This is a genomic window from Azospirillum humicireducens (genome assembly GCF_001639105.2).
GTDB lineage: Bacteria > Pseudomonadota > Alphaproteobacteria > Azospirillales > Azospirillaceae > Azospirillum > Azospirillum humicireducens.
Genome location: NZ_CP028903.1, coordinates 938,860 through 960,251, shown reverse-complemented (window position 1 = coordinate 960,251; position 21,392 = coordinate 938,860). Strand labels below are relative to the sequence as shown.

Sequence of the window (21,392 nt, the reverse complement as noted above, 5' to 3'; positions counted from 1 at the left end):
CTATATCCGAAAACCGGTGCCGCTGCCTATTCGCCCTGCTGCATCTGGATCGCGTCGGATGCCCGGCCACGGTAATGGATGTTGCCGTCACGGTCCATGAAGGCGCGGTCGCCGGTCAGGTAATAGCGCAGGCCGTGACGGAAGCGCTGGGCGGTGCGGTCCGGGTTGTTGGCGTAGGATTCGAACCAGAACAGCGGCGAGTGGTCGACGTCGATGGCGAGTTCGCCGGCGCCTCCTGCCGGCGCCTCCCGCCCGTCGGGGTCGAGGATGACGACGCGGAAGCCCGGCATCGGCCGGCCGAGCGAGCCGCTGGGCGGCTGGATCGCATCCCCGCTCTCCGGCCCGTCGGACCCGTCACGGCCGATCCCATCGGGATCGTAGCGGTTCACGATGAAGATGCCGGTCTCGCGCTGGCCATACTGGTCGAGCAGGGGAACCTTCACCGTCCGGTTGGCCCAGGCGATCAGGTCGGGCGGCAGCGGCTCGCCCACCACCGACAGGATGCGCAGCGCGAACTGGTGCGACACGCCGGGGTCGGCGCCGTGCCAGGCGCGGATCTGCGACGGCGCGGCGGTCAGGTTGGTGACGCCGAACTTGGTCAACATGCGGTAGCCCTGCCGCACGTCGTACGGCCCGTCGCAGAAGATCGTCGTCCGCCCCAGCAGCAGCGGGCCGACCAGCCCGTAATAGGCGCCATAGGCCCAGCCGGGATCGGCCATGTTCCAATAGATGTCGTCGTCGCGCAGGTCGAGGCCGATGCGCATGTACTGCTCGATCCCCGACAGCGCCTTGACCGGCAGGGAAACGCCGAGCGGCGTCGGTTCCGATTCCGAGGTGTAGATCAGGGCGAAGGCATCGCCCTCGCGGTAGCGCGCCACGTCGGCCAGCGGGGCGGCCTCATGCAGCGACGACCAGAAGGGAACCGCGTCGGGGCCGAAGGCCTCGTCGCCCTCCACCGTCACCACCGGGCGACTGTTGTCGCGCGGCACCTTGCGGCGCAGGAAGCCGTTGGTGACGATCGCCCGCGCGTCGCTGTCGGCCAGCCGGTAGGCGACGGCAGAGGCGGTGTAGGTGGTGAACAGCGGCATGTAGACGCCGCCCAGCCGCCAGATCGCCAGCGCGGTGATCAGAAGTTCCGGCCCCTTGGGCAGCAGCACCGCGACCCGGTCGCCCTGTGCCACCCCCATGCCGGCAAGAACTGTTGCGAAGCGTGCCGAATCGCGGGCCAGCCGGGCGAAGCTCAGCTCCGTCGTCTGTCCGGCGACGCTTTCATGCAGCAGCGCCGCCCGTGCGCCATCGGCGGCACGGACATGACGGTCGCACAGCAAGGTCGCCAGCGCGATGGACTCGCCGCGATACTCCGGTCTCAGGAAGGCCGAGGGCCTCACCATCAGGGCCGGCTGCATCTCGATGACGGCCGGCGCCACCGCGTCCGGCGGCTGGGGCAGGGCGGGGGAAGGCGGCGGTGCGGGCGGGCGGTGCCGCAGCGCCGCCAGCTCGCCCAGCCCCACCAGATCCGGCCCCAGGTGATAGCGCTTGCTGCGCCCGTCCTGGTCCACCAGCCCTTCGCGGGCCAGCGCCATCAGCAGCCGGTGGGCGGTCGCCTTCGACAGCCCGACCTCCGCCATCAGGTCGGCCAGCCGCGCGCCATCGGTGCCAGCGTCGGCGACCGCGCGCAGCAGGGCGATGGCGCGTTCCAGGCTCTGGGTGCCGCCCGCCGCGTTCGGGGCGGCGGCAGGTGGGGCGATGTCGGCGTGACTGCTCATGAGGTCCATCATATGGACCGCGCGGCGGCTTGTCGCGTCAAAAAACATGCAATGGCGGAATGTCAGTGTTGAAAACAGAGGGAAGACCGGTATATAGTGCGGAAGTTGCTCATGAAATGGTCCACAATATGGACCTCGCCGGCCGCCAAAGAGCCGGGTCGTGACCCCGAGAAGCGGTACCAACAGCAACGGAGGAGGAAATGTCAGGCGCGCCCGTCGCACCACCCCCCGGCCCTGGCCAGAATTCCCTTGGCCAAAAGTCGCCCACCACCCAGGCGGAGACCATTTTCGAGGCTCGGGGCGTCAATCTGCGCTTCGGGGGCGTCCATGCGCTGACCGACGTCAGTTTCGGCATCCGTAAGGGCGAGTTGTTCTCGATCATCGGCCCGAACGGGGCCGGCAAGACCTCGATGGTCAATTGCATCTCCGGCCGCTACCGCCCGACCGACGGCAAGGTCTATTTCAAGGGCCGCGACGTGACGGGGATGACTCCGAACCATCGCGCCTCGCTCGGCATCGGCCGCACCTTCCAGAATCTGGCGCTGTTCGGGCATATGACTGTGCTCGACAACATCATGGTCGGCCGCCACCACCTGCTGAAGAACAACTTCCTGACCGGGTCGCTCTACTGGCTGACCGGCGCGAGGAAGGAGGAGCTGTCCCACCGCCGCGAGGTGGAGGAGATCATCGACTTCCTCGAAATCCAGCATGTGCGCAAGGCGACCGCCGGCACCCTGTCCTACGGCCTGCGCAAGCGGGTGGAACTGGCCCGCGCCATGGCGCTGAAGCCGGACCTGATCCTGCTGGACGAGCCGATGGCCGGCATGAACCTGGAAGAGAAGGAGGACATGGCCCGCTACATCGTCGACCTGAACGAGGAGTTCGGCATGACCGTGGTCATGATCGAGCACGACATGGGCGTGGTCATGGACATCTCGCACCGGGTGATGGTGCTGGAATTCGGCAAGAAGATCGCCGAAGGCCGGCCGGAGGAGGTACTGGCCGATCCCCGCGTCCGCCGCGCCTATCTGGGTGAGGACGACGAGGAGGAGGAGGCGCCGGCGGCTCCTGCCGCGGTCGTGCCGCCGCGCAAGGAGGTCGCGTGATGTCGAACCTCACTCTGCCCGATCTGGCCGTCTATGACACCCTGCCGAAGCTGGTGGCGTTGCATGCCCGCGACCATGGCGGCGACATCGCCATGCGCGAGAAGGATTTTGGCATCTGGCGGACCTTCACCTGGAGCCAGGTCCATGCCCGCGTCCGTGCCCTCGCGCTGGGCATGACCAAGCTCGGCGTCGTGCCGGGCGAGGTGGTCGGGCTTCTCGGCGACAACCGCCCCGACTGGGTGATGGGCGAGGTCGCGACCCACGCCGTGCGCGGCTACAGCCTGGGCATCTACCGCGACGCGCTGGACGAGGAGGTCGCCTACCTCATCACCTATGCCGACGTGAAGGTGGTGTTCGCCGAGGACGAGGAGCAGGTCGACAAGCTGCTGAACCTCGCCGACCGGCTGCCGACGCTGCAGCACATCATCTATTCCGACCCGCGCGGCATGCGCAAATACCACGATCCCCGCCTGATGCCGGTCACCGACCTGATCCGCATGGGCGAGGAACTGCTGGCGCAGCAGCCCGACCTTTACGACCGCATGGTGGCGGAGACCAAGGGCGAGGATGTCGCCATCCTCTGCACCACGTCGGGCACCACCTCGAACCCGAAGATGGCGATGCTGCCGGCCGGGCGGTTGATCCGCCATGTCGCCAGCTACCTGTCCGCCGATCCCAAGGGTCCGGAGGACGAGTATGTCTCGGTCCTGCCGCTGTCCTGGATCATGGAACAGGTCTATGCCGTCGGCATGGGCATCGTGTCGCGGATGCGCGTGAACTTCGTCGAGGAAGCCGAGACGATGATGCACGACTTCCGCGAGATCGGCCCGACCTTCGTCCTGTTCGCGCCGCGCCTGTGGGAAGCCATCGCCGCCGACGTGCGCGCCCGGATGATGGACGCCTCGCCCTTCAAGCAGAAGATGTACGAACTCGGCATGAAGCTGGGGCTGGAGGCGCTGGCGAAGGGGCAGCGCTCGGCGATGGCCGACGCGATCCTGTTCAAGGCCCTGCGCGACCGGCTGGGCTTCACCAACCTGAAATCGGCGGCGACCGGCGGTGCCGCGCTCGGCCCCGACACCTTCAAGTTCTTCCAGGCGCTCGGCGTGCCGCTGCGCCAGATCTACGGCCAGACCGAGACGATGGGCGCATACACCGTCCATCGCGGCAACGACGTGGATTTCGATACGGTCGGCGTGCCCTTCGACGACGGCATCGAGGTGAAGGTGATCGACGCCGACCACAACGGCGTCGGCGAGATCGTCACCCGCCACCCCAACATGTTCGCCGGCTATTACCGGAACGAGAAGGCGACCGTCGCCGACATGCGCGACGGCTGGATGCACACCGGCGACGCCGGCTTCTTCGACAAGAAGGGGCATCTGGTCATCATCGACCGCATCAAGGACATCGCCACCACCGCGCAGGGCGACCGCTTCAGCCCGCAATATATCGAGAACAAGCTGAAGTTCTCGCCCTATGTCGCCGAAGCGGTGATCCTGGGCGACAAGCGCGACTATCTGTCGGCCATCGTCTGCATCCGCTTCTCCATCGTTTCGAAATGGGCGGAGAAGAACCGCATCGCCTTCACCACCTATTCCGACCTGTCGTCGAAGCAGGAGGTCTACGATCTGCTGCGGGCGGAGGTGGAGCGGGTGAACCAGACGTTGCCTGAGTACCAGCGCATCTCCAAGTTCCTGCTGCTCTACAAGGAGCTGGACGCCGACGACGGAGAGCTGACCCGCACCCGCAAGGTGCGCCGCGGCGTCGTCGCCGAGAAATACGGCACCATCATCGACAGCATCTATGCCGGCCAACCGAAGATCGATGTGGACACCACCATCGCCTTCCAGGACGGCACCAAGCAGCGCATCCGCACCACCCTGACCGTCATCGACCTGCTGCCGCCGAAGGGCGCGCAGCGGCAGGCCGCCTGAGGGGAAACGCCATGACCCTTCTGTTCCAGCTTCTCGTCAACGGCCTGATCGTCGGCGCGCTGTATGGCGTGGTCGCCATGTCCTTCGTGCTGATCTACAAGGCCAGCCGTATCGTCAACTTCGCCCAGGGCGAATTCCTGCTGATCGGCGCCTGGACCTGCTGGTGGCTTCTGACCAGCTGGCAGCTGCCCTTCTGGATCGGCTTCCCGATCACGCTGGCCTTCATGCTGGCCTTCGGCGTCATCCTGCAGATCGTCGTGCTGCGGCCGATGATCGGCGAGCCGATCATCTCCGTCATCATGGTGACGATCGGCTTGTCCATCGTCTTCCAGGCGGCGATGAAGTGGATGTTCGGCGTCTTCGCCAAGCCCTTCCCGCCGATCTTCGCCAGCCCCACCGTCAACCTGTTCGGGCTGGAGGTGCAGACCGTCTACGTCATGTCGCTGCTGATCTCGATCCTGATCATGGCGGGCTTCGGCTGGTTCTTCAAATATTCGCGGACCGGTCTCGCCATGCGGGCCACCGCCTTCGACCAGCAGGTGGCGCAGTCGTTGGGAATCTCGGTCCGCCACATGTTCGCGATGAGCTGGGCGATCTCCGCCATGGTGTCGGCGGTGGCCGGCGTTACGGTGGGCGTGGTCAACGGCGTGTCGTCGGCGCTGTCCTTCTTCGGCATCAAGGTGTTCCCGGCGGTGATCCTGGGCGGCCTCGACAGCGTCATCGGCGCGGTGGTCGGCGGCCTGATCGTCGGCGTCCTGGAGAACATGGCGCACTATCTGGACAGCCAGTGGCTGAACTGGGGCAACATGTACGAGATCGCGCCCTTCTACGTCCTGATCGCCATCCTGATGATCAAGCCTTACGGCCTGTTCGGCACCAAAGACATCGAGCGCGTGTGAGGCCCAAATGGCGAACATCAGCATCATCCCGAGCGGCGATTTCAAGACGTCCTACGGGACCGACACCACCATCTTCCCGACGAAGACCAGCCGCAACTTCGCGATCCTGGGCGTGGTCCTGCTGCTGGCCTGCCCGGCCTTCATGGACCGCTACTGGCTCAGCCTGCTGATCCAGATCGGCTATCTCGGCATCGCCGCGCTCGGCCTGAACATCCTGGTCGGCTTCACCGGCCAGATCTCCATCGGCCATTCCGCCTTCTTCGGCTTCGGCGCCTTCGCCTCCGCCTGGCTGAACAACAGTGTCGGCGTTCCGGTGGCGCTGGCCATCCCGCTGGCGGGCGTGGTCACCACGCTGGTCGGGCTGCTGTTCGGCATGCCGGCGGCGCGGCTGAAGGGCCTGTACCTCGCCATCGCCACGCTGGCGGCGCAGTACATCCTGCAGGACTTCTTCGCCCGCGCCGACTGGTTCACCGGCGGCACCGCCGGCACCATCGCCGAGCCGCTGACCCTGTTCGGCTTCGCCTTCGACACCGACGAGAGCTACTTCTACGTCGTGCTGGTGGCGATGGTGGTGATGTACCTCCTGGCCACCAACCTGATGCGGACCCGCGACGGCCGCGCCCTGGTGGCGGTGCGCGACCATTATCTCTCCGCCGAGATCATGGGCATCAACCTGACGAAGTACCGGACGATGTCCTTCGGCATCTCCGCCTTCTACGCCGGCATCGGCGGCGCCCTCTACGCCCATTACCTCCAGTTCGTGTCGGTCGAGGGCTTCACCATCCTCTTCTCGATCCAGTTCCTGGGCATGATCATCATCGGCGGTCTGGGTTCCATCATGGGCACGCTGATGGGCACTGCCTTCATGGTCTTCCTGCCCGAGGCGATGCAGGCGCTCACCAAGCTGGTCAGCGGCACCGCCATCGATACCGCGCTGAACCTGAAGGACAACATCGCCTTCCTGCGCGAAATGTCGATCGGCCTCGTCATCATCCTGTTCCTGGTGTTCGAGCCCGACGGGCTGGCCCACCGCTGGAAGCAGATCAAGGCCTATTGGAAGCTCTATCCCTTCTCGCACTGAGTTTCGACGCTTTGCCGGTCAACAAACAGAACAGAATGGGGAGTCAACGCACCATGTCGATCAAGACCGCGCTTTTCGCCACTTCCGCGCTCCTGCTGGCGACCTCGGCCACGGCATACGCCGACATTCCGGTCGGCCATCTGGCGGACCAGTCCGGCGCCACCTCGGACGTCGGCGTGCCCTATGCCCAGGGCGTGGCGGATGCGCTCGCCTACATCAATTCCAAGGGTGGCATCAACGGCACCAAGCTGGCGGTCGACACCGTCGACTACGGCTATCAGGCGCCGCGCGCGATCAGCCAGTACAAGAAGTGGTCGTCGGGCAGCGACAAGATCGCCGCCTTGCAGGGTTGGGGCACCGCCGATACCGAGGCGCTGACCGGCTTCGTCGGCAAGGACGAGATCCCGGCCTATTCCGGCTCCTACTCCGGCCACCTGACCGACCCGACCGGCAAGGGTCCGCACGGCTCCAAGCCGGCGCCCTACAACTTCTTCTACGGCCCGTCCTATTCCGACGCGCTGCGCGGCATGCTGATGTGGGCGGCTGAGGACTGGAAGAAGCAGGGCGGCCAGGGCAAGCCGAAATACGTCCATATGGGCGCCAACCATCCCTATCCCAACGCGCCCAAGGATGCCGGCGAGCAGCTGGCCAAGGAGCTGGGCTTCGAGGTGCTGCCGGCCGTGCAGTTCGCCCTGACCCCCGGCGACTACACCGCCCAGTGCCTGACGCTGAAGCAGTCCGGCGTCAACTACGCCTATCTCGGCAACACCGCCGGCTCCAACATCTCGGTGCTGAAGGCCTGCCAGACGGTCGGCGCCAAGGTGCAGTTCATGGGCAATGTCTGGGGCATGGACGAGAACGCCGCCAAGGCCGCCGGCGCCGCCGCCGACGGCGTGGTGTTCCCGATGCGCACCGCGGTGACCTGGAACGGCGACGCGCCGGGCATGAAGACGCTGAAGGACATTTCCAAGATGTCCGATGCGGCCGGCACCGCCTATCGTCCGGTGCACTACATGGCCGGCGTCTGCACCGCCTTCATCATGAAGGAGGCGATGGACTGGGCGTCGAAGAACGGAGGCGTCACCGGCCCGAACATCCGCAAGGCGATGTACCAGAAGAAGGACTGGGTTCCGGCCGGGCTGGAGGGGGTCTGCGTTCCCTCGACCTGGACCGAGAACGACCACCGCGGCATGACGGCGGTCAACATCTACCGCGCCAAGGTCGGCGGCGACACCGGCGCCGGCGTGGACGAACTGGTGAAGGCCGGCACCATCAAGCTGGAGAAGCTGACCACCGTCGATGTCCCGCGCAAGCCGGAATGGCTGGGCTGGTAAGTCGATAAGCACGCGGCGCCTCCGCCCCTTGCCGGCGGGGGCGTCCCCCTTCTTCCGAACAGTTCAGGTGCCGCATGCAGACCACCGCCACGGCCGCTTCGACCAACGCTCCAGTTGTGCCGCCCGTCACGGCTGCGAAGCGGATGATGCTGTCCGTCAACAACATCGAGGTCGTCTACAACGACGTGATCCTCGTGCTCCGCGGCCTCAGCCTGGAGGTGCCGGAGGGCGAGATCGTGGCCCTGCTGGGCGCCAACGGCGCTGGCAAGTCGACGACGCTGAAGGCGATCTCCGGCCTGTTGAAGACCGAGGACGGCGAGGTCACCCGCGGCGACATCACCTTCAACGGCGAGCGCATCAACGGCATCGATCCCGACCGGATCGTCCGCAAGGGCATCTTCCAGGTGATGGAGGGCCGGCGCATCATCGCCGACATGACCTGCCTGGAGAACCTGCGGCTCGGCGCCTACACCCGCCGCGACAACGGGGTGAAGGACGACCTGGACATGGTCTTCAGCTATTTCCCCCGGTTGAAGGAACGCACCGGCCTTGCCGGCTACCTGTCCGGCGGCGAGCAGCAGATGCTGGCCATCGGCCGCGCGATGATGGCCCGGCCGAAGCTGATCCTGATGGACGAGCCCAGCATGGGCCTGTCGCCGTTGATGGTGAAGGAGGTGTTCAGCATCGTCCAGCAGATCAACAGGGATCTGGGCGTCACCATCCTGCTGGTGGAGCAGAACGCCCGCATGGCCCTCCAGGCCGCGACCCGCGGCTACATCATGGAGAACGGCAAGGTCGTGCTGGACGGCACCGCCGAAGAGCTGCGCAACAACGAGGACGTGAAGGAATTCTACCTCGGCGGCGGCAACGAAGAGCGCAAGAGCTTCAAGAACCTGAAGAGCTTNCCCGCGGAGCGGGGGAGGGATGGGGAGGGGGCAAAGAGGATGGCAGAGCAATGCGCGTCACCTCGGCCGCCCCCTGAACGGACGAACGACCATGACCGATTTCTACGACGACCTCGAAACCCGTTCCTCCGACCGGCGCGAGGCCGAGCAGTTCGCGGCGCTGCCCGCCCATCTGCACCACGCCAAGGACAACGCCCCCCATTTCCGCCAACTGCTGGCGGACATCGACCCGGCGGCGATCCATGACCGCGCGTCGCTCGCCACTCTGCCGGTGACGCGCAAGGCCGATCTGATCGCGCTGCAGCAGGCGACTCCGCCCTTCGGCGGTCTGGCGGCGGTCGAGATCGGACGGCTGGCCCGCGTCTTCGCCTCGCCCGGCCCGATCCACGATCCGGAGCCGCATGGTGTCGATCCCTGGCGCAGTGCCCGCGCGTTGTTCGCCGCCGGCTTCCGCGCCGGCGACCTCGCCCACAACTGCTTCGCCTATCACCTGACCCCGGCCGGCTCGATGTTCGAGACGGGCGCGCACGCCGTCGGCTGCGCCGTCATCCCCGCCGGCACCGGCAACACCGAGATGCAGGCGCAGGTCGTCGCCAGCCTGAAGCCGCGCGGCTATATCGGCACGCCCGATTTCCTGAAGATCATCCTGGAGAAGGGCGACGCGCTGGGGCTCGACGTCTCCTCCATCCGCATCGCCGCCGTGTCGGGCGGCCCCTATCTGCCCGACGCCCGCGCCTTCTACGAGGCGCGCGGGCTGGAGGTCTACCAGAGCTACGGCACCGCCGACCTCGGCATCGTCGCCTACGAGACCGCCGCCCGCTCAGGCTTGGTGGTGAATGAGGGCTGCATCGTCGAGATCGTCCGCCCCGGCACCGGCGACCCGGTTCCCGACGGCGAGGTCGGCGAGGTGGTGGTGACCATCTTCAACCCGGCCTATCCGCTGATCCGATTCGCCACCGGCGACCTGTCGGCGGTCCTGCCGGGAACCAGCCCCTGCGGCCGGACCAACATGCGGCTGAAGGGCTGGATGGGCCGCGCCGACCAGACCACCAAGGTCAAGGGCATGTTCGTCCACCCCGGTCAGGTCGCCGAGGTGCTGCGCCGCCATCCCCAGCTTTCCCGCGGACGCCTCGTCGTCGGCCGCCAGGACGCCAGCGACATCATGACGCTGCGCTGCGAAGCGGAGGAGAGCGGAGACGATTTCGCCGCCGCCATCCGCGAGACGCTGGCGGCGGTGACCAAGCTGAAAGGGGCGGTGGAGTTTGTGACGCCGGGCAGCCTGCCCAATGACGGCAAGGTCATCGACGACACGCGGGGGTGAGCGGATGCGGCGGTCGACCGCCGCATCCCGCTTGTCTCAGCACTCCGCGTCGGCAGACGGCATCAGCTCGTACTGCGGCTTGTAGCCCGGCTGCGCGCGGATGCGGTCGGCCCAGGCCTGGACGTTGGGGTAGTCCTTCGCATCGATGGCGGATTCGTTCAGCAGGTCGATCCAGGGGAAGGCGAAGATGTCGGCGATGGTCAGCCGGTCGCCCTCGATGAAGCTGCGGCCGGCCAGATGCTCGTCGAACAGCTTCATGCCGCTGGCGGCGGAGGCGTCGAGCCAGGGCAGGGCATTGGCGTCGCCGTTGAACTTGCGCACGGCGCGGGCGCGCTGGACCGGCAGAAGCACGTCGGCCAGCCAGCTCAGCCATTCGGCGAGCCGCAGCTTCTCGGCCTCGTCACGGCCGCCGAACCGGCCGGTCTGTTCGGCCAGATAGGTCAGGATCACGCTGGATTCGGAAATCGAATGGTCGCCATGCACCAGCGTCGGCACCCGGCCGAAGCGGTTGATCGCCCGATACTCCGGCGATTTCTGCTGGCCTGCGCGCAGATCGAGATGCCGGTACTGGAACGGGATGCCGGCCAGCCGGAAAAACAGTGCCACGCGGGTCGCCGGCTGGGAATTCACATTGCCGTAGAGGATGAAGGGCGCTGTCACGATGCTCTGTCTCCCTGGTTTACGGACCCGGATGGTCCCCCGGATGATCTTGCGGAAGATCGATCTCCGGCTTTGCCGGGAGGATGGCCTCAACCGGGCCGGCCGCGCCAGTATAAAGCGTAAGCCCACCAGTCATGGCACTGCTGCGACAAGCCTCACACAACATAGGTGCGACCCTACCCAAAGCTGTGGATGGCTTGACCGGCGAAACCAGAAGCCTTAGACAATGCGGCATATGTGAAATACCGCGTGGCCAGGCCGTGTGTGGTCCTGTGCGCCTGCCGGCGCCGCATGAACGGCCGAACGGAGCGCGGAACCAAGGTCCGGATGGCGAGATGGCGGAAACGGTCGAAAAGACGCGCACGATCCTGGTGGTCGAAGACAATGTGCTGATGCGCAAGCTCTTCGTCCGGTGCCTGGAGGAAGGCGGTTTCGTCGTGGTCGAGGCGTCGGACGCGACCTCGGTTCTGTCGCTCATGCGCGAGATGGCTCCGGATCTGGTGGTGATGGACATCGTCATGCCCGGCCTGTCGGGGCTTGATCTGATCAAGCAGATCCGTGGCGATGACGAGCTCGCGGCGACGCCGGTGCTGGCCGTGACCAACCTCGCCACCCCCGCCGACAAGCGCCGGCTGGCCGATGCGGGGTTCGACGGCCATGTCTCCAAACCGATCAAGCCGAAGGAATTCCAGGCCACCGTCACCGGTTTCCTGGCTGCCGCCTGACCGCCGCCCTGCCTCAGATCTCCCGTTTTCAATGATTTCCGCCGCGGCGGGAGAGCCGCCGGCAGTGTGCGCCCGTAAGAACCACCATATGCAATAGCGGAGGGAGCCTCAGCCATGGCGCGTTATCTGGTTACCGGTGGCTGCGGCTTCATCGGCTCGCACCTGATCGAGCGGCTGCTGGCTGCCGGGCACGAGGTCCGGGTGCTCGACGACCTGTCCACCGGCAAGCGGGAGAATCTGCCCGCGGCCGTGCCGGTGACGGTCGGCGATGTCGCCGACGCCGGGGCGGTCGAGGCGGCGATGGCCGGCCCCGACGGCGAAGGCGTGGATGGCTGCTTCCATCTGGCCGCGGTCGCCTCCGTCGACCGTTCGCGCGAGGCGTGGCTGGAAACCCATCATGCCAACCTGAGCGGCACCATCGCGGTGTTCGATGCCGCCCGCCGTGCCGCCCGGCGTGCCGATGCGGGCGGGGGGCCGGTGCCGGTGGTCTACGCCTCCTCCGCCGCCGTCTATGGCGACAATCCGGCCATGCCGCTGACGGAGGATGCGGCGACCCGCCCCCTGTCCGCCTATGGCGCCGACAAGCTGGGTTGCGAGCTGCATGCGCGGGTGGCCGACATCGTGCATGGCGTGCCGACCACCGGTTTCCGCTTTTTCAACGTCTATGGTCCGCGTCAGGACCCGAAGTCGCCCTATTCCGGCGTGATCTCCATCTTCGCCGGCCGGATCGTTCGCGGGGAGCCGATCACCATCAATGGGGACGGCCAACAGGTGCGGGATTTCATCTTCGTAAAGGACTTGGTGCGATATTTGACGGCGGCGATGGACAATCCACGGTCCGGCGCACCCGTTTTCAACGTCTGCACCGGCCGTCCGACATCGGTCAACCGGCTGGCGGAGGTGCTGGCGGAGCTGTCTGGCCGGCCGCTCGACCGCCGGCAGGGACCGGAACGGCCGGGTGATATCCGGGTGTCCATCGGCGATCCGTCGCGCCTCGTCGCCGCTTTCGGCATGAGCTGCGAGACGCCGCTGGAGGTCGGGCTGCGCGAGACGCTGGCGTGGCTGGGCTGACCGCTCGGGTCGGATAGGCGTCGGGAAGGGCTCGGGCAGCGTGATGGGTGGTCTGATCGGACGGCGTGCCGTCGCCGCGGGGCTGGTGTCGGGTGCGGCGTCTCTGGCGTTGCCCAACCGCCCCCTGCGAGCCGCCCAGGCCGGACGTGCCGCCGCTTCATCCTCTTCCCCTGCGCCCTGGGCGGTCTATTACGCCGATGCCGCCCCGCTGTCGGCCTTCCAGCCCTACCGGCTGCTGGTTCTGGACAGCCGCACCCATCCGCCGCTCCAGCCGCTGGCCGACCGTGGCAAGAGCCTGTTCGGCTATCTCAGCGTGGGGGAGGTGGAGACGCACCGGCCCTGGTTCGGCCGGGTGAAGGGCTGGGGCATCCTGGATCAGGAGAACCCCAACTGGCCTGGCAGCTTCTATGTCGATGTCCGCGACCGCCGCTGGATCAGTCTGGTGGTCGAGGAGCTGGTGCCGGCCATCCTGCGCGAAGGCTTCCACGGCGTCTTCCTCGACACGCTCGACAATCCGCCGCATCTGGAGCGCACCGATCGTGAGCGCTGGCGCGGCATGACCGACGCGGCGGCGGCGCTGGTGCGGGCGATCCGCCGCAACTGGCCGGACATCGGCCTGATGCAGAACCGCGCCTACGAGATCCTGCCGCAGACGGCCCCGCTGCTGACCCATGCGCTGGGTGAGAGCGTCTATGCCGGCTGGGATTTCGCCGCCAAGCGCCCGCACCGCCAGAGTGCGGAGGATTACCGGTTCCAGGTGGAGGTGCTGACGGCCGCTGGCGTATCGAACCCGCGGCTCGGCCTGCTGACGCTCGATTACTGGGATCCGGCCGACAAGGCAGGCCTGCGGGCCATCTACGATCTGCAGCGGGCCAACGGCTTTTCCCCCTATGTCTCGACGGTCGAACTCGACCGCCTGATCCCGGAGCCGGCCCGGTGAGGCGCATCGCCACGGCGGCCGCGCGGGCGGCGGCGCTGGCGCTCGGCCTGCTGCTGCCGTGGGCCGCTCCCATCCGGGCCGCTGAGGTGCCGCCTGCGGCCGGATCCGTCCGGCAGGAGGTGCCTCGCACCATTTTGGCGCTGGTCGACCTGCGCGAGGAGGACACGATCCGCCTCAGCCGCATCCACAGCATGGCGGAACTGCCGCTGAACCATCTGGGATTGTCGGTGGTCTATTGGAACGTCGCCGACGGCCTGCCCGACCTGTCGCGCTATCCGGGCTTGCGCGGCGTCGTCACCTGGTTCGCCGGCGAGCCCTTCGCCGATGTCGGGGCCTACATCGACTGGGTGGGGCGGGCGATGGACCGCGGCGTCCGCTTCGCCGTCCTGGGCCAGCCGGGGGTGCGGCTGGAGCGCGGCGGCCGGCCGGTGCCGCTGGCGCTTGCCAACCGCTTCTTCGCCCATTTCGGGCTGCGCGACGATGACGGCTTTTCCGACCTGACTTACAAATCCAAGCCGGCGCTGGCCGACAGGACGATCGGGTTCGAGCGGCCGCTGTCGGGTGTGCTGCCCGGCTATCCGCTGTTCCGCAAGACCGATGCGCGCGTTTCCTCCCATCTGGTGATGCGGCGGGCGGACGATCCGGCCAGCGACAGCCATCTGGTGGTGACCGGCCCGGCCGGCGGACTGGCGGTTGATGGCTACGGGCGCCATTTCGACGCCGAGTACAACCGGCGCCAATGGATCGTCGATCCCTTCGCCTTCTTCCGGAACGCCTTCGCCACCGACGACCTGCCGAAACCCGACGTCACCACCCTGTCGGGCCGGCGGATCTATTTCAGCCACATCGACGGCGACGGCTGGCGCAACGTGACGGAGGTGACGCCCCATGCCGCCAGGCGCGTCCTGTCCGCCGACATGGTGCGCCTCGCCGCCATCGAGCCCTTTCCCGACCTGCCGGTGACCGTCGCCCCCATCGTCGGCGACCTCGATCCGACCTGGAACGGCACGCCGCAGTCGGTGGAGGCGGCGAAGAGGCTCTTTGCCCTGCCTCAGGTCGAACCGGCCAGCCACACCTGGACCCACCCCTTCCAGTGGGCCTTCTTCAAGGATTACAGCCGGCAGAAGGAAGCACCATTCCTCGACCGCGACGGCAGCTACCGCCCGGCCAAGGGCGACGACCATGCGGCGGAGACGGCGGGCGAGGTGTCGGATATCGGCCGCTATGCCCTGCCGCGCGCCTATCTGCAGCAGCCCTTCGACCTCGACCAGGAGATCGGCGGCGCGCTGGACTATTTCACCCGGCTGGCGCCCGCCGGCAAGCGGGCGGTGCTGGTGCAATGGTCGGGCGACACCTCTCCGTTCGAGGCGGCGCTGGCGGCGGTGCGCAAGGCGGGCGGCGTCAACATGAACGGCGGCGATGCCCGATTCGACGCCGATTTTCCGTCCATCACCGGCCTGCCGCCGGTCGGCCTGCCGGTGGGGGCGGAACGCCAGATCTATGCCGCCGGCAGCAACGAGAACACCTACACCGACCTGTGGACCAACCGCTTCTACGGCTACCGCAATCTGGTCCATACCATGCGGCATGCCGGCAGCCCGATCCGGCTGAAGCCCTTCAACGTCTATTACCACATGTACAGCGGCCAGAAGGCGGCCAGTCTGAACGCGCTGGTCAGCGTGCTGACCGCCGCCCGCGCGACGGAGCTGGCTCCGGTCGCCGCCTCCACCTACGCCCGGATCGCCGAAGGTTTCTACACCACCCGTCTCGAACCGCTGGAGGGCGGGCGGCGCTGGCGCGTGCGCGACCGTGGGGCGCTGAACACCTTGCGCTTCGATAGGGCCAGCTCCAGCGCGGTCGATTTCTCCCGCTCCGCCGGGGTGCTGGGCCAGCGCCACTGCCAGGGGAGCCTCTATGTCGCGCTCGACCCAACAGTGGCGGAACCGGTGGTGGCGCTTGCCGACATCGACCGCGCCGACCGCGATCCGCCGGCCAGCATGCCCTATCTGGTGGAGGGGCGCTGGGCCTTCTCGGCGCTGGCGGGGGAGGGGGAGGGCTTCCGCGTCGCCGCCGCCGGCTATGGTGAGGGCGCCATGGTCTGGCGGGTTCCCCGTTCCGGACCCTGGACTGTCACCGTGGAACGCGATGGCGCCGTTCTGTGGAGCGGCCGTGCGGCCGCGGACGAGGATGGCCGGCTGGCGCTGACCGTCCCTGTTTCCGGCATCGCCCCGCTGCTGCTGCGGTTCCGCCCGTCGGGCGGCGTGGCGGGGTAGGGCGGCGATGCGTGCGAACATCCTGGTCGTCCTGCTGGTGCTGCTGGCGGGCGTCGGCGCCAGCCTGCTGCTGATCCCGCGCGGCGGCGAGCTTGCCCTGCAGAAATTCCGCGACCGCGATTACGACAGCGCCCGCGCCGTCTATGAGGAGCGCTATGCCGCCGGCGACCGCGGCGGCGCCACCGTGATGCCGCTGACCCGCCTGTCGCTGGCCCAGGGAGACCTGGAACGCGCCATCGCCTTGACCGAGGGGTTCGTCGCCGCCGAGCCGTCCTCCATCGAGGCGCGCGAGCTGCTGAACCGCCTCTACCAGGACGCCCAGCGGCCGGGCGATCACCTGGAGAACCTGACGGTCCTGGCGGAGCTGCGGCGCAGCGCCGACCTCTACCGCGAACTGGCTTATGCCGCCGGATTCCGCAACCGGATGGCGCTGAAGGTCGAGGCGCTGGCCCGCTACTGCGCGCTGGCGCCCGACGATGTCGAGGTCCAGCAGGAGTTGGCGGCTCTGCTGGCGTCGCGCGGCGACCATCCCGACGCGGTGGACCGGCTTATTCATGCCGACGACCGCGCCCGGGGCAACATCGGCGCCGACAGCCGCGAATTGCTGATGAGCCTGCTGATCGACCTCGGACGGGCGGAGGATGCCTTCAACCGCGCCCGGCGCTGGCTCGGCGAGCAGCCGGCCGTCGCCGACATGATCGGTCTGGCGAGCCAACTGGCGGCGGCATCCCGGCCGGACCTGGGCCTGCGGCTGATCGAGCCGCAATTGACCGGGCAAAAACCCGTGTTTGCGCTGGAGCTGACCTACATCGACCTGCTGATCGCCGCCGACCGCCGGGAGGAGGCGCGGACCCGCCTGTCGGCGCTGTCCGGCCGGGTGGAGGATTCGCAGTTCGGCCGGCTGCTGGCGCTGGAGATGAATGCCGGGCAGGCGCAGGAGGCCTTGCAGGCCGCCAAGGGCCGCGACCTGCGTCTGGCGCCGGATTGGGTCCTGGCCGGGCTGGCCGAGACGGCGCTGCGCGACGGCGACCGCCCCTTCCTCGACCGCCTGCATCGCGAATTGGGCGAGGGGTTCCTCGCCGATTATCCGGTGCTGGCGGCGAACATCGCGCTCGGCCGCGGCGATGCCGATGCCGCCGCGCGCTGGGCGGAGCGCGGTCTGGCCGGGAGTGCGCTGACCCTTGGCGACCGGCTGGCCGCCGTCCGCATTCTCGACCGAACCGGTCGCCGTGCAGCCGCCGATGCCGCCTTCGACAGTCTGTCGCTGTCGGGAATCCTGTCCGACGACCAGTTGGAGGAGTTGGCGGCCCTGTTCAGCGACCTGGACCGCGCGCCCGCCGGTCTGGACTGGTTCGCTGCGCGCCGGCAGGCAAAGCCCTCTCCGGCGGCGGACCAGGGCTGGGCGAGGCTGGCCGCCAAGGCCGGCGATCCGGCTGCCGTCGCCGACTGGCTGGCCGCCCGGCCGGTGCTGCCCGCCGCCCTCTTGCAGGACATCGCCGGCAGCGCCGCCGAACGGGCGGTTGCCGACCGGCGCGCCGCCCCGCTGGCGCTGGCCGCAGCACAGCGCGCCTTCGCGCTCGACCCCTCGCCGCGCAGCCGTCTGGCCGTCGCCATCGCCCTGACCGCGACCGGAAATCCGGCCGAGGCGCTGCCGCTGCTGGCCCCCCTGCTCGACCAGGGCGGGGCGGAGGTGGAGGCCGCCTACATCGCGGCGCTCGACGGCGCCGGCCGGTCGGAGGAGTTGGCCCGCCATCTGACCGCCAAGCTGGCGAAGGGCGGGTTGACCGACGCGGAGGAGCAGGGAATCGCCTATCTGCTGCTCGACCACAAGGCCTACCGCGCCGCCCTGCCGCTGCTGCGCGTACGGGCGGAACGGCTGGGCGGCGACTGGCTGGCGGTCTATGCCGATGCCGCCGCCAAGGCGGACGCACTGCCCGACCTTGCCGGTCTGCTGCAACGGCAGGCCACCGCCGCCCCGCTGGCCGAAGCGGAGGATTCACTCTACCGCGACACGCTGGAAAAGCTGGGCCGCAAGGCGGAGCTGCGGCGTTATCTGCTGGCCCGCGCCACCGACGACCGCCTGCCGGTGGAGCGGCGGCGCGAACCGGTCTCCGCCCTGCTGGCGCTCGGCGACAAGGCGGGGGCGACGCAGGCTTTGCAGCGGCTGGCCGCGATGCAGGGGCCACAGAGCGAGGATTTCCGGCAGCTCGCCTATCTGTGGGGACCGCGCCCGCCGTCCGCCGCGCTCGATTGGCTGGAGGCGCGGGCCAAGGCGGCGGCCGGCCCGGCGGCGCAGGCGGCATGGTACGACCGTCTGGCCGAACTCGGCGGCGGCGCCCGCGTCACCGCGAGCCTCGCGACGCCCGCCGGACCGCCGGCCCAGCCGGTGCTTCAGGCCCCCTACATCGAGGCGCTCGCGTCGGCCGGCAAGGGCAGGGAGCTGGCGGTCGCCGTCCGCGCCGCCCTGCGCGAGGACGCCACGCCCGACCGCCTGCGCCGCTATGCCCGCCTTGCCGAACAGACCGGCCAGCGCGCCGCCGCCGCCGAAGCCTGGACGGCCCTGCTGGCAAGGAAGCCGGAGGATGCCGACGCACTGCGCCAGCTGGGCATGCTCGCCTATGACGGGAACCGCCTCGCCGACGCCGAGCGCCTGCTGCGCCGCTACACTGCGGGTGGTCCCGACGATTACGAGGCGCATTACTTCCTGGGCGAGGCGCTGACCGCCCTGAAGCGCCCGGCCGCTGCCGTCCCCTTCTACCGCACCGCGCTGGCCCAGCTCCGCGCCCGTGGCGGCCGGGACGATGCGGCGGTCCTGACGGAGGCCAACCTGCTGAACCGGCTGGGCATGGTCGACGAGGCCGTCGCCCTGTTCGACTCCCTGCGCAAGCGCCGCCCCGGCGACCGGCAGCTGACGGCGGACTATGCATCTATGCTGATCGAAAACGGACGACTGCCGGAGGCCCGCCGTGTCCTGGCCCTTCCGTGACCAATTCCCGCAATCCACCCCCTCTCCCCCCCGGGGAGAGGGAGGGGCCCCGCGCCACCGGCGTGGGGAGGGTGAGGGGGATGCGTGGGGAGGAGTCTCGGGAAGTCACGCCACGCANGTTTGCGCGTGAGCGGGGGGGAGAGGGGATTCCTGGTGCTTCTACTCACCCTCCTCCTCGCCGCCACCCCCATCCAGGCCCAGCCGGCGCCGTCCTCCGCCCGTCTGGAAACCTTGCGGGAGGATCGCGCCGCCCGCTTCGCCCTGAGCTGGCCCGCTCCGGTCGCGACCGAGGTGGAGCACCAGGGCCGCGAGATCGTCCTGCGCTTCAGCCGGCCGCTCGGCGACGTGGCGCTCGACCGCGTGCCGGAGCGGCTGGAGTCCTGGATCGACAACATCCTCTACGGCTATGACAGCGTCGTCCTGATCCCCGCCGCCGACGTCGCCGCCGACATCGCGGCGGACCACAGGGGCGTGACCATTGCGTTGAGCCGCGCCCCCGCCGCGCGCCCGACGCCGCAGGCCGAGGCGGCCGACCGTGCCGCGCAGCGCCGCATCGACTATTTCCGCGCATTCACGATGATGGAGGACGGGGAGGTCCGCCCCGCGCGGGAGCTGCTGCGCAACCTGCTGACGCAGGACCCGCGGGACGCCCAATCCACCGCCCTGCTGGGGCAGGCGGAGGAGCGGCTCGGCCGCTGGCGCGAGGCGGCCATGGCCTATGACAGTGCGCTGGATCTGACGCCCGGCGAACCGTCGCTGGTCCAGGCCAAGGCGCTGCTTCTGTACGCGAATGCCGACCGCGTCCGTCTCGACGTCGATTGGCAGCAGGTGCGCAACGCCGACATGCAGCGCATCGCGCGGCTCGGCGGCGTGCAGGAGCTTGGCCGCTCCACCAGCCTGACCTGGGCACTTGAACGGCGCGAGGTGGATGTCGACGCCGCCCAGCGCGCCGACGGCCGGCTGGAGCCCTTCCACGGCGCGCGCGCCCGTCTGGAGGCTGCCCTGGTCCATGACTGGCCGGAGCTGCAGCGCTCCACTCTGTCCGTCTACGCCGCCCCACGGACGCTGGGCGCCGGCTACACCCATGGCTGGCGTGACGAGGAGTCGGAGACCCGCGCAGGCTTCGCCTGGAGCGAGCCCAACTTCGCCTTCCTGGAGGGCATCGTCGACGGCGGCCGGCGCGACCGGGTTTTCCTGCAGCAGGAGGACCGGCTGTCGGAGCGCTGGTCGCTGTCCTTCGGCGCCGGCTACAACCGCTATGGGCTGGCCGGTGCCGCCGATCTGGCGCGCAGCGCCACGGTGGAAGGCTCCCTGCGCTACACCTTGAACGCGGCCGGGCCGCTCGCCAGCATCGCCTATGTGCTGGACGCCGAATATGTCGGCCATCGCGAGGAACGGCAGAACGCGGACGGACAGACCTACGTCCCGCTGCCGGCCGCGACGCGCGAGGTCCACGCGCTCCAGATCAATGTCGAGGACCATCTCACCGATTATGTCCGCTACGCCGCCCAGCTCGGCTATGCCTATGACCGGCGCGGGCGCAGCGGCCCGCAGGGCGCGGTTTCGCTGGGTTGGGAGCCGGTGGAAGGGCTGGAACTGGGGCTTCGCGCCGCCCATGCCCGCTCCACCGCCCGCGGCACGGCCAGCGCGGTGAACAGCGCCGGCGTCACTCTCGTCTGGCGGTATTGACGGTGTGTCAACGTCTTCATGGTCAAAGGAAGGGAAACGGCGGAATGGGGATGCGTGACGCGATGGAGCCGACGGCTATGGGGATGACGGCCAAGGGAATACGGACCTGCGGCGTGCTGCTGCTGGCCGGGCTGCTGCTGGCGGGCTGCAGCGTCGGGCGGATCAACAGCCGCGACTTCGCTCAGCCGGGTGCCGCGCTGCCGGCCGGCGCCACCGTCGCCGTTCTGCCGTTCGAGAACCTGACCAACCATCCCAACGCCGGCCAGATCGCCGCCGATCTCGTCTCCACCGAGCTGTACGGCGTCGGCGGTGTCCGCATGGTGGAGGCCGGCCGGGTCCGCAACCGCCTGTCGGAGATGAAGTCCGCCGATGCCGGCCCCGCCGCGGCGTCCGCCTCCCAGGCCGATGCTCCGCTCGACGCGCAGGCCGCCGGCCGGGCGCTGGCGGCGGATGCGGTGCTGGCCGGCAGCGTGTCGGAATACGGATATCAGCATGGCCTGCGGGAGGAGCCGGTGGTCGGGCTGAACGCCCGGCTGGTGCGCGTCTCCGACGGGGCGGTCCTGTGGACCTCCAGCCAGTCGGAGGCCGGGCGTGGCTATTTCAGCCGCGACAGCGTCAACAACGTCGCCCAGCGCGTGGTGACGCGCATGATCGACAGCCTGCGGCCGGTGGTCGCCACCGCTCCCTGAGGCCCGGTCCGAC

The 21,392-nt window shown here is 68.7% G+C and carries 14 protein-coding genes and 1 pseudogene; 13 read left to right on the top strand and 2 right to left on the bottom strand.

Features of this window, described 5'->3' with window-relative positions; genetic code table 11:
* Positions 1-26: 26 nt before the first annotated feature.
* A complete protein-coding gene (locus A6A40_RS21995) occupies positions 27-1,766 on the bottom strand; it encodes an AMP-binding protein (protein WP_236783944.1) in 1,740 nt (579 codons plus the stop codon).
* 200 nt (positions 1,767-1,966) lie between these two features.
* Between A6A40_RS21995 and A6A40_RS21990 the strand changes: the two genes are divergently transcribed.
* From A6A40_RS21990 to A6A40_RS21960, 7 genes and pseudogenes are all read left to right on the top strand, one after another.
* Positions 1,967-2,872 (top strand): ABC transporter ATP-binding protein, encoded by a 906-nt coding sequence (locus tag A6A40_RS21990; protein WP_236783943.1) that lies wholly within the window; start codon positions 1,967-1,969, stop codon positions 2,870-2,872.
* The gene (locus tag A6A40_RS21985) at positions 2,872-4,806 is read left to right on the top strand and encodes a long-chain fatty acid--CoA ligase (RefSeq protein WP_108547960.1); all 1,935 of its coding nucleotides are present in this window, start codon (positions 2,872-2,874) and stop codon (positions 4,804-4,806) included. Before A6A40_RS21990 ends, A6A40_RS21985 begins: the two co-directional genes overlap by 1 nt.
* 11 nt (positions 4,807-4,817) lie before the next feature.
* On the top strand, positions 4,818-5,705 hold the full coding sequence (locus A6A40_RS21980) for a branched-chain amino acid ABC transporter permease (RefSeq protein ID WP_108547959.1): 888 nt from the start codon (positions 4,818-4,820) through the stop codon (positions 5,703-5,705).
* A gap of 7 nt (positions 5,706-5,712) precedes the next feature.
* Positions 5,713-6,786, top strand: a complete 1,074-nt coding sequence (locus tag A6A40_RS21975) for a branched-chain amino acid ABC transporter permease (protein WP_108547958.1) — start codon at positions 5,713-5,715, stop codon at positions 6,784-6,786.
* Between the two features lie 53 nt (positions 6,787-6,839).
* Positions 6,840-8,120 carry an ABC transporter substrate-binding protein gene (locus A6A40_RS21970; protein WP_108547957.1) on the top strand — a complete coding sequence of 427 codons (1,281 nt, stop codon included), beginning with the start codon at positions 6,840-6,842 and terminating at the stop codon, positions 8,118-8,120.
* A gap of 74 nt (positions 8,121-8,194) precedes the next feature.
* Positions 8,195-9,024, top strand: a pseudogene (locus tag A6A40_RS21965) (ABC transporter ATP-binding protein); the annotation flags it as partial.
* A 92-nt stretch (positions 9,025-9,116) separates the two neighbouring features.
* Positions 9,117-10,346, top strand: a complete 1,230-nt coding sequence (locus A6A40_RS21960; RefSeq protein WP_108547956.1) for a phenylacetate--CoA ligase family protein — start codon at positions 9,117-9,119, stop codon at positions 10,344-10,346.
* A 36-nt stretch (positions 10,347-10,382) separates the two neighbouring features.
* On the opposite strand, the gene A6A40_RS21955 is transcribed toward A6A40_RS21960, so the two are convergent.
* On the bottom strand, positions 10,383-11,006 hold the full coding sequence (locus A6A40_RS21955; protein WP_108547955.1) for a glutathione S-transferase family protein: 624 nt from the start codon (positions 11,004-11,006) through the stop codon (positions 10,383-10,385).
* 335 nt (positions 11,007-11,341) lie between these two features.
* On the opposite strand from A6A40_RS21955, the gene A6A40_RS21950 reads away from it, so the two are divergent.
* The 6 genes from A6A40_RS21950 to A6A40_RS21920 all read left to right on the top strand — a co-directional run bounded on the left by A6A40_RS21950 (position 11,342) and on the right by A6A40_RS21920 (position 21,379).
* Positions 11,342-11,731, top strand: coding sequence for a response regulator (locus tag A6A40_RS21950; RefSeq protein WP_108547954.1), 390 nt, complete (start codon positions 11,342-11,344; stop codon positions 11,729-11,731).
* Between the two features lie 114 nt (positions 11,732-11,845).
* Positions 11,846-12,802, top strand: a complete 957-nt coding sequence (locus A6A40_RS21945) for an SDR family oxidoreductase (protein ID WP_108547953.1) — start codon at positions 11,846-11,848, stop codon at positions 12,800-12,802.
* A 43-nt stretch (positions 12,803-12,845) separates the two neighbouring features.
* Positions 12,846-13,742: a glycoside hydrolase family 191 protein gene (locus tag A6A40_RS21940; RefSeq protein ID WP_236783942.1), complete on the top strand. Its 897-nt coding sequence runs from the start codon at positions 12,846-12,848 to the stop codon at positions 13,740-13,742.
* Positions 13,739-16,015 (top strand): polysaccharide deacetylase family protein, encoded by a 2,277-nt coding sequence (locus A6A40_RS21935; RefSeq protein WP_108547949.1) that lies wholly within the window; start codon positions 13,739-13,741, stop codon positions 16,013-16,015. Before A6A40_RS21940 ends, A6A40_RS21935 begins: the two co-directional genes overlap by 4 nt.
* Positions 16,016-16,022: 7 nt before the next feature.
* On the top strand, positions 16,023-19,001 hold the full coding sequence (locus A6A40_RS21930) for a tetratricopeptide repeat protein (protein ID WP_108547948.1): 2,979 nt from the start codon (positions 16,023-16,025) through the stop codon (positions 18,999-19,001).
* 1,733 nt (positions 19,002-20,734) lie between these two features.
* On the top strand, positions 20,735-21,379 hold the full coding sequence (locus tag A6A40_RS21920) for a hypothetical protein (protein WP_108547947.1): 645 nt from the start codon (positions 20,735-20,737) through the stop codon (positions 21,377-21,379).
* The last annotated feature ends 13 nt before the right edge of the window (positions 21,380-21,392 follow it).

Excerpts from the sequence above, each read along its gene's own strand:
- A6A40_RS21970 (WP_108547957.1), top strand. The coding sequence starts at position 6,840 with ATGTCGATCAAGACCGCGCTTTTCGCCACTTCCGCGCTCCTGCTGGCG.
- A6A40_RS21940 (WP_236783942.1), top strand. The coding sequence starts at position 12,846 with ATGGGTGGTCTGATCGGACGGCGTGCCGTCGCCGCGGGGCTGGTGTCG.
- A6A40_RS21950 (WP_108547954.1), top strand. The coding sequence starts at position 11,342 with ATGGCGGAAACGGTCGAAAAGACGCGCACGATCCTGGTGGTCGAAGAC.
- A6A40_RS21960 (WP_108547956.1), top strand. The coding sequence starts at position 9,117 with ATGACCGATTTCTACGACGACCTCGAAACCCGTTCCTCCGACCGGCGC.
- A6A40_RS21995 (WP_236783944.1), bottom strand. The coding sequence starts at position 1,766 with ATGAGCAGTCACGCCGACATCGCCCCACCTGCCGCCGCCCCGAACGCG.
- A6A40_RS21930 (WP_108547948.1), top strand. The coding sequence starts at position 16,023 with ATGCGTGCGAACATCCTGGTCGTCCTGCTGGTGCTGCTGGCGGGCGTC.
- A6A40_RS21975 (WP_108547958.1), top strand. The coding sequence starts at position 5,713 with ATGGCGAACATCAGCATCATCCCGAGCGGCGATTTCAAGACGTCCTAC.
- A6A40_RS21980 (WP_108547959.1), top strand. The coding sequence starts at position 4,818 with ATGACCCTTCTGTTCCAGCTTCTCGTCAACGGCCTGATCGTCGGCGCG.
- A6A40_RS21945 (WP_108547953.1), top strand. The coding sequence starts at position 11,846 with ATGGCGCGTTATCTGGTTACCGGTGGCTGCGGCTTCATCGGCTCGCAC.
- A6A40_RS21985 (WP_108547960.1), top strand. The coding sequence starts at position 2,872 with ATGTCGAACCTCACTCTGCCCGATCTGGCCGTCTATGACACCCTGCCG.
- A6A40_RS21920 (WP_108547947.1), top strand. The coding sequence starts at position 20,735 with ATGGGGATGCGTGACGCGATGGAGCCGACGGCTATGGGGATGACGGCC.
- A6A40_RS21990 (WP_236783943.1), top strand. The coding sequence starts at position 1,967 with ATGTCAGGCGCGCCCGTCGCACCACCCCCCGGCCCTGGCCAGAATTCC.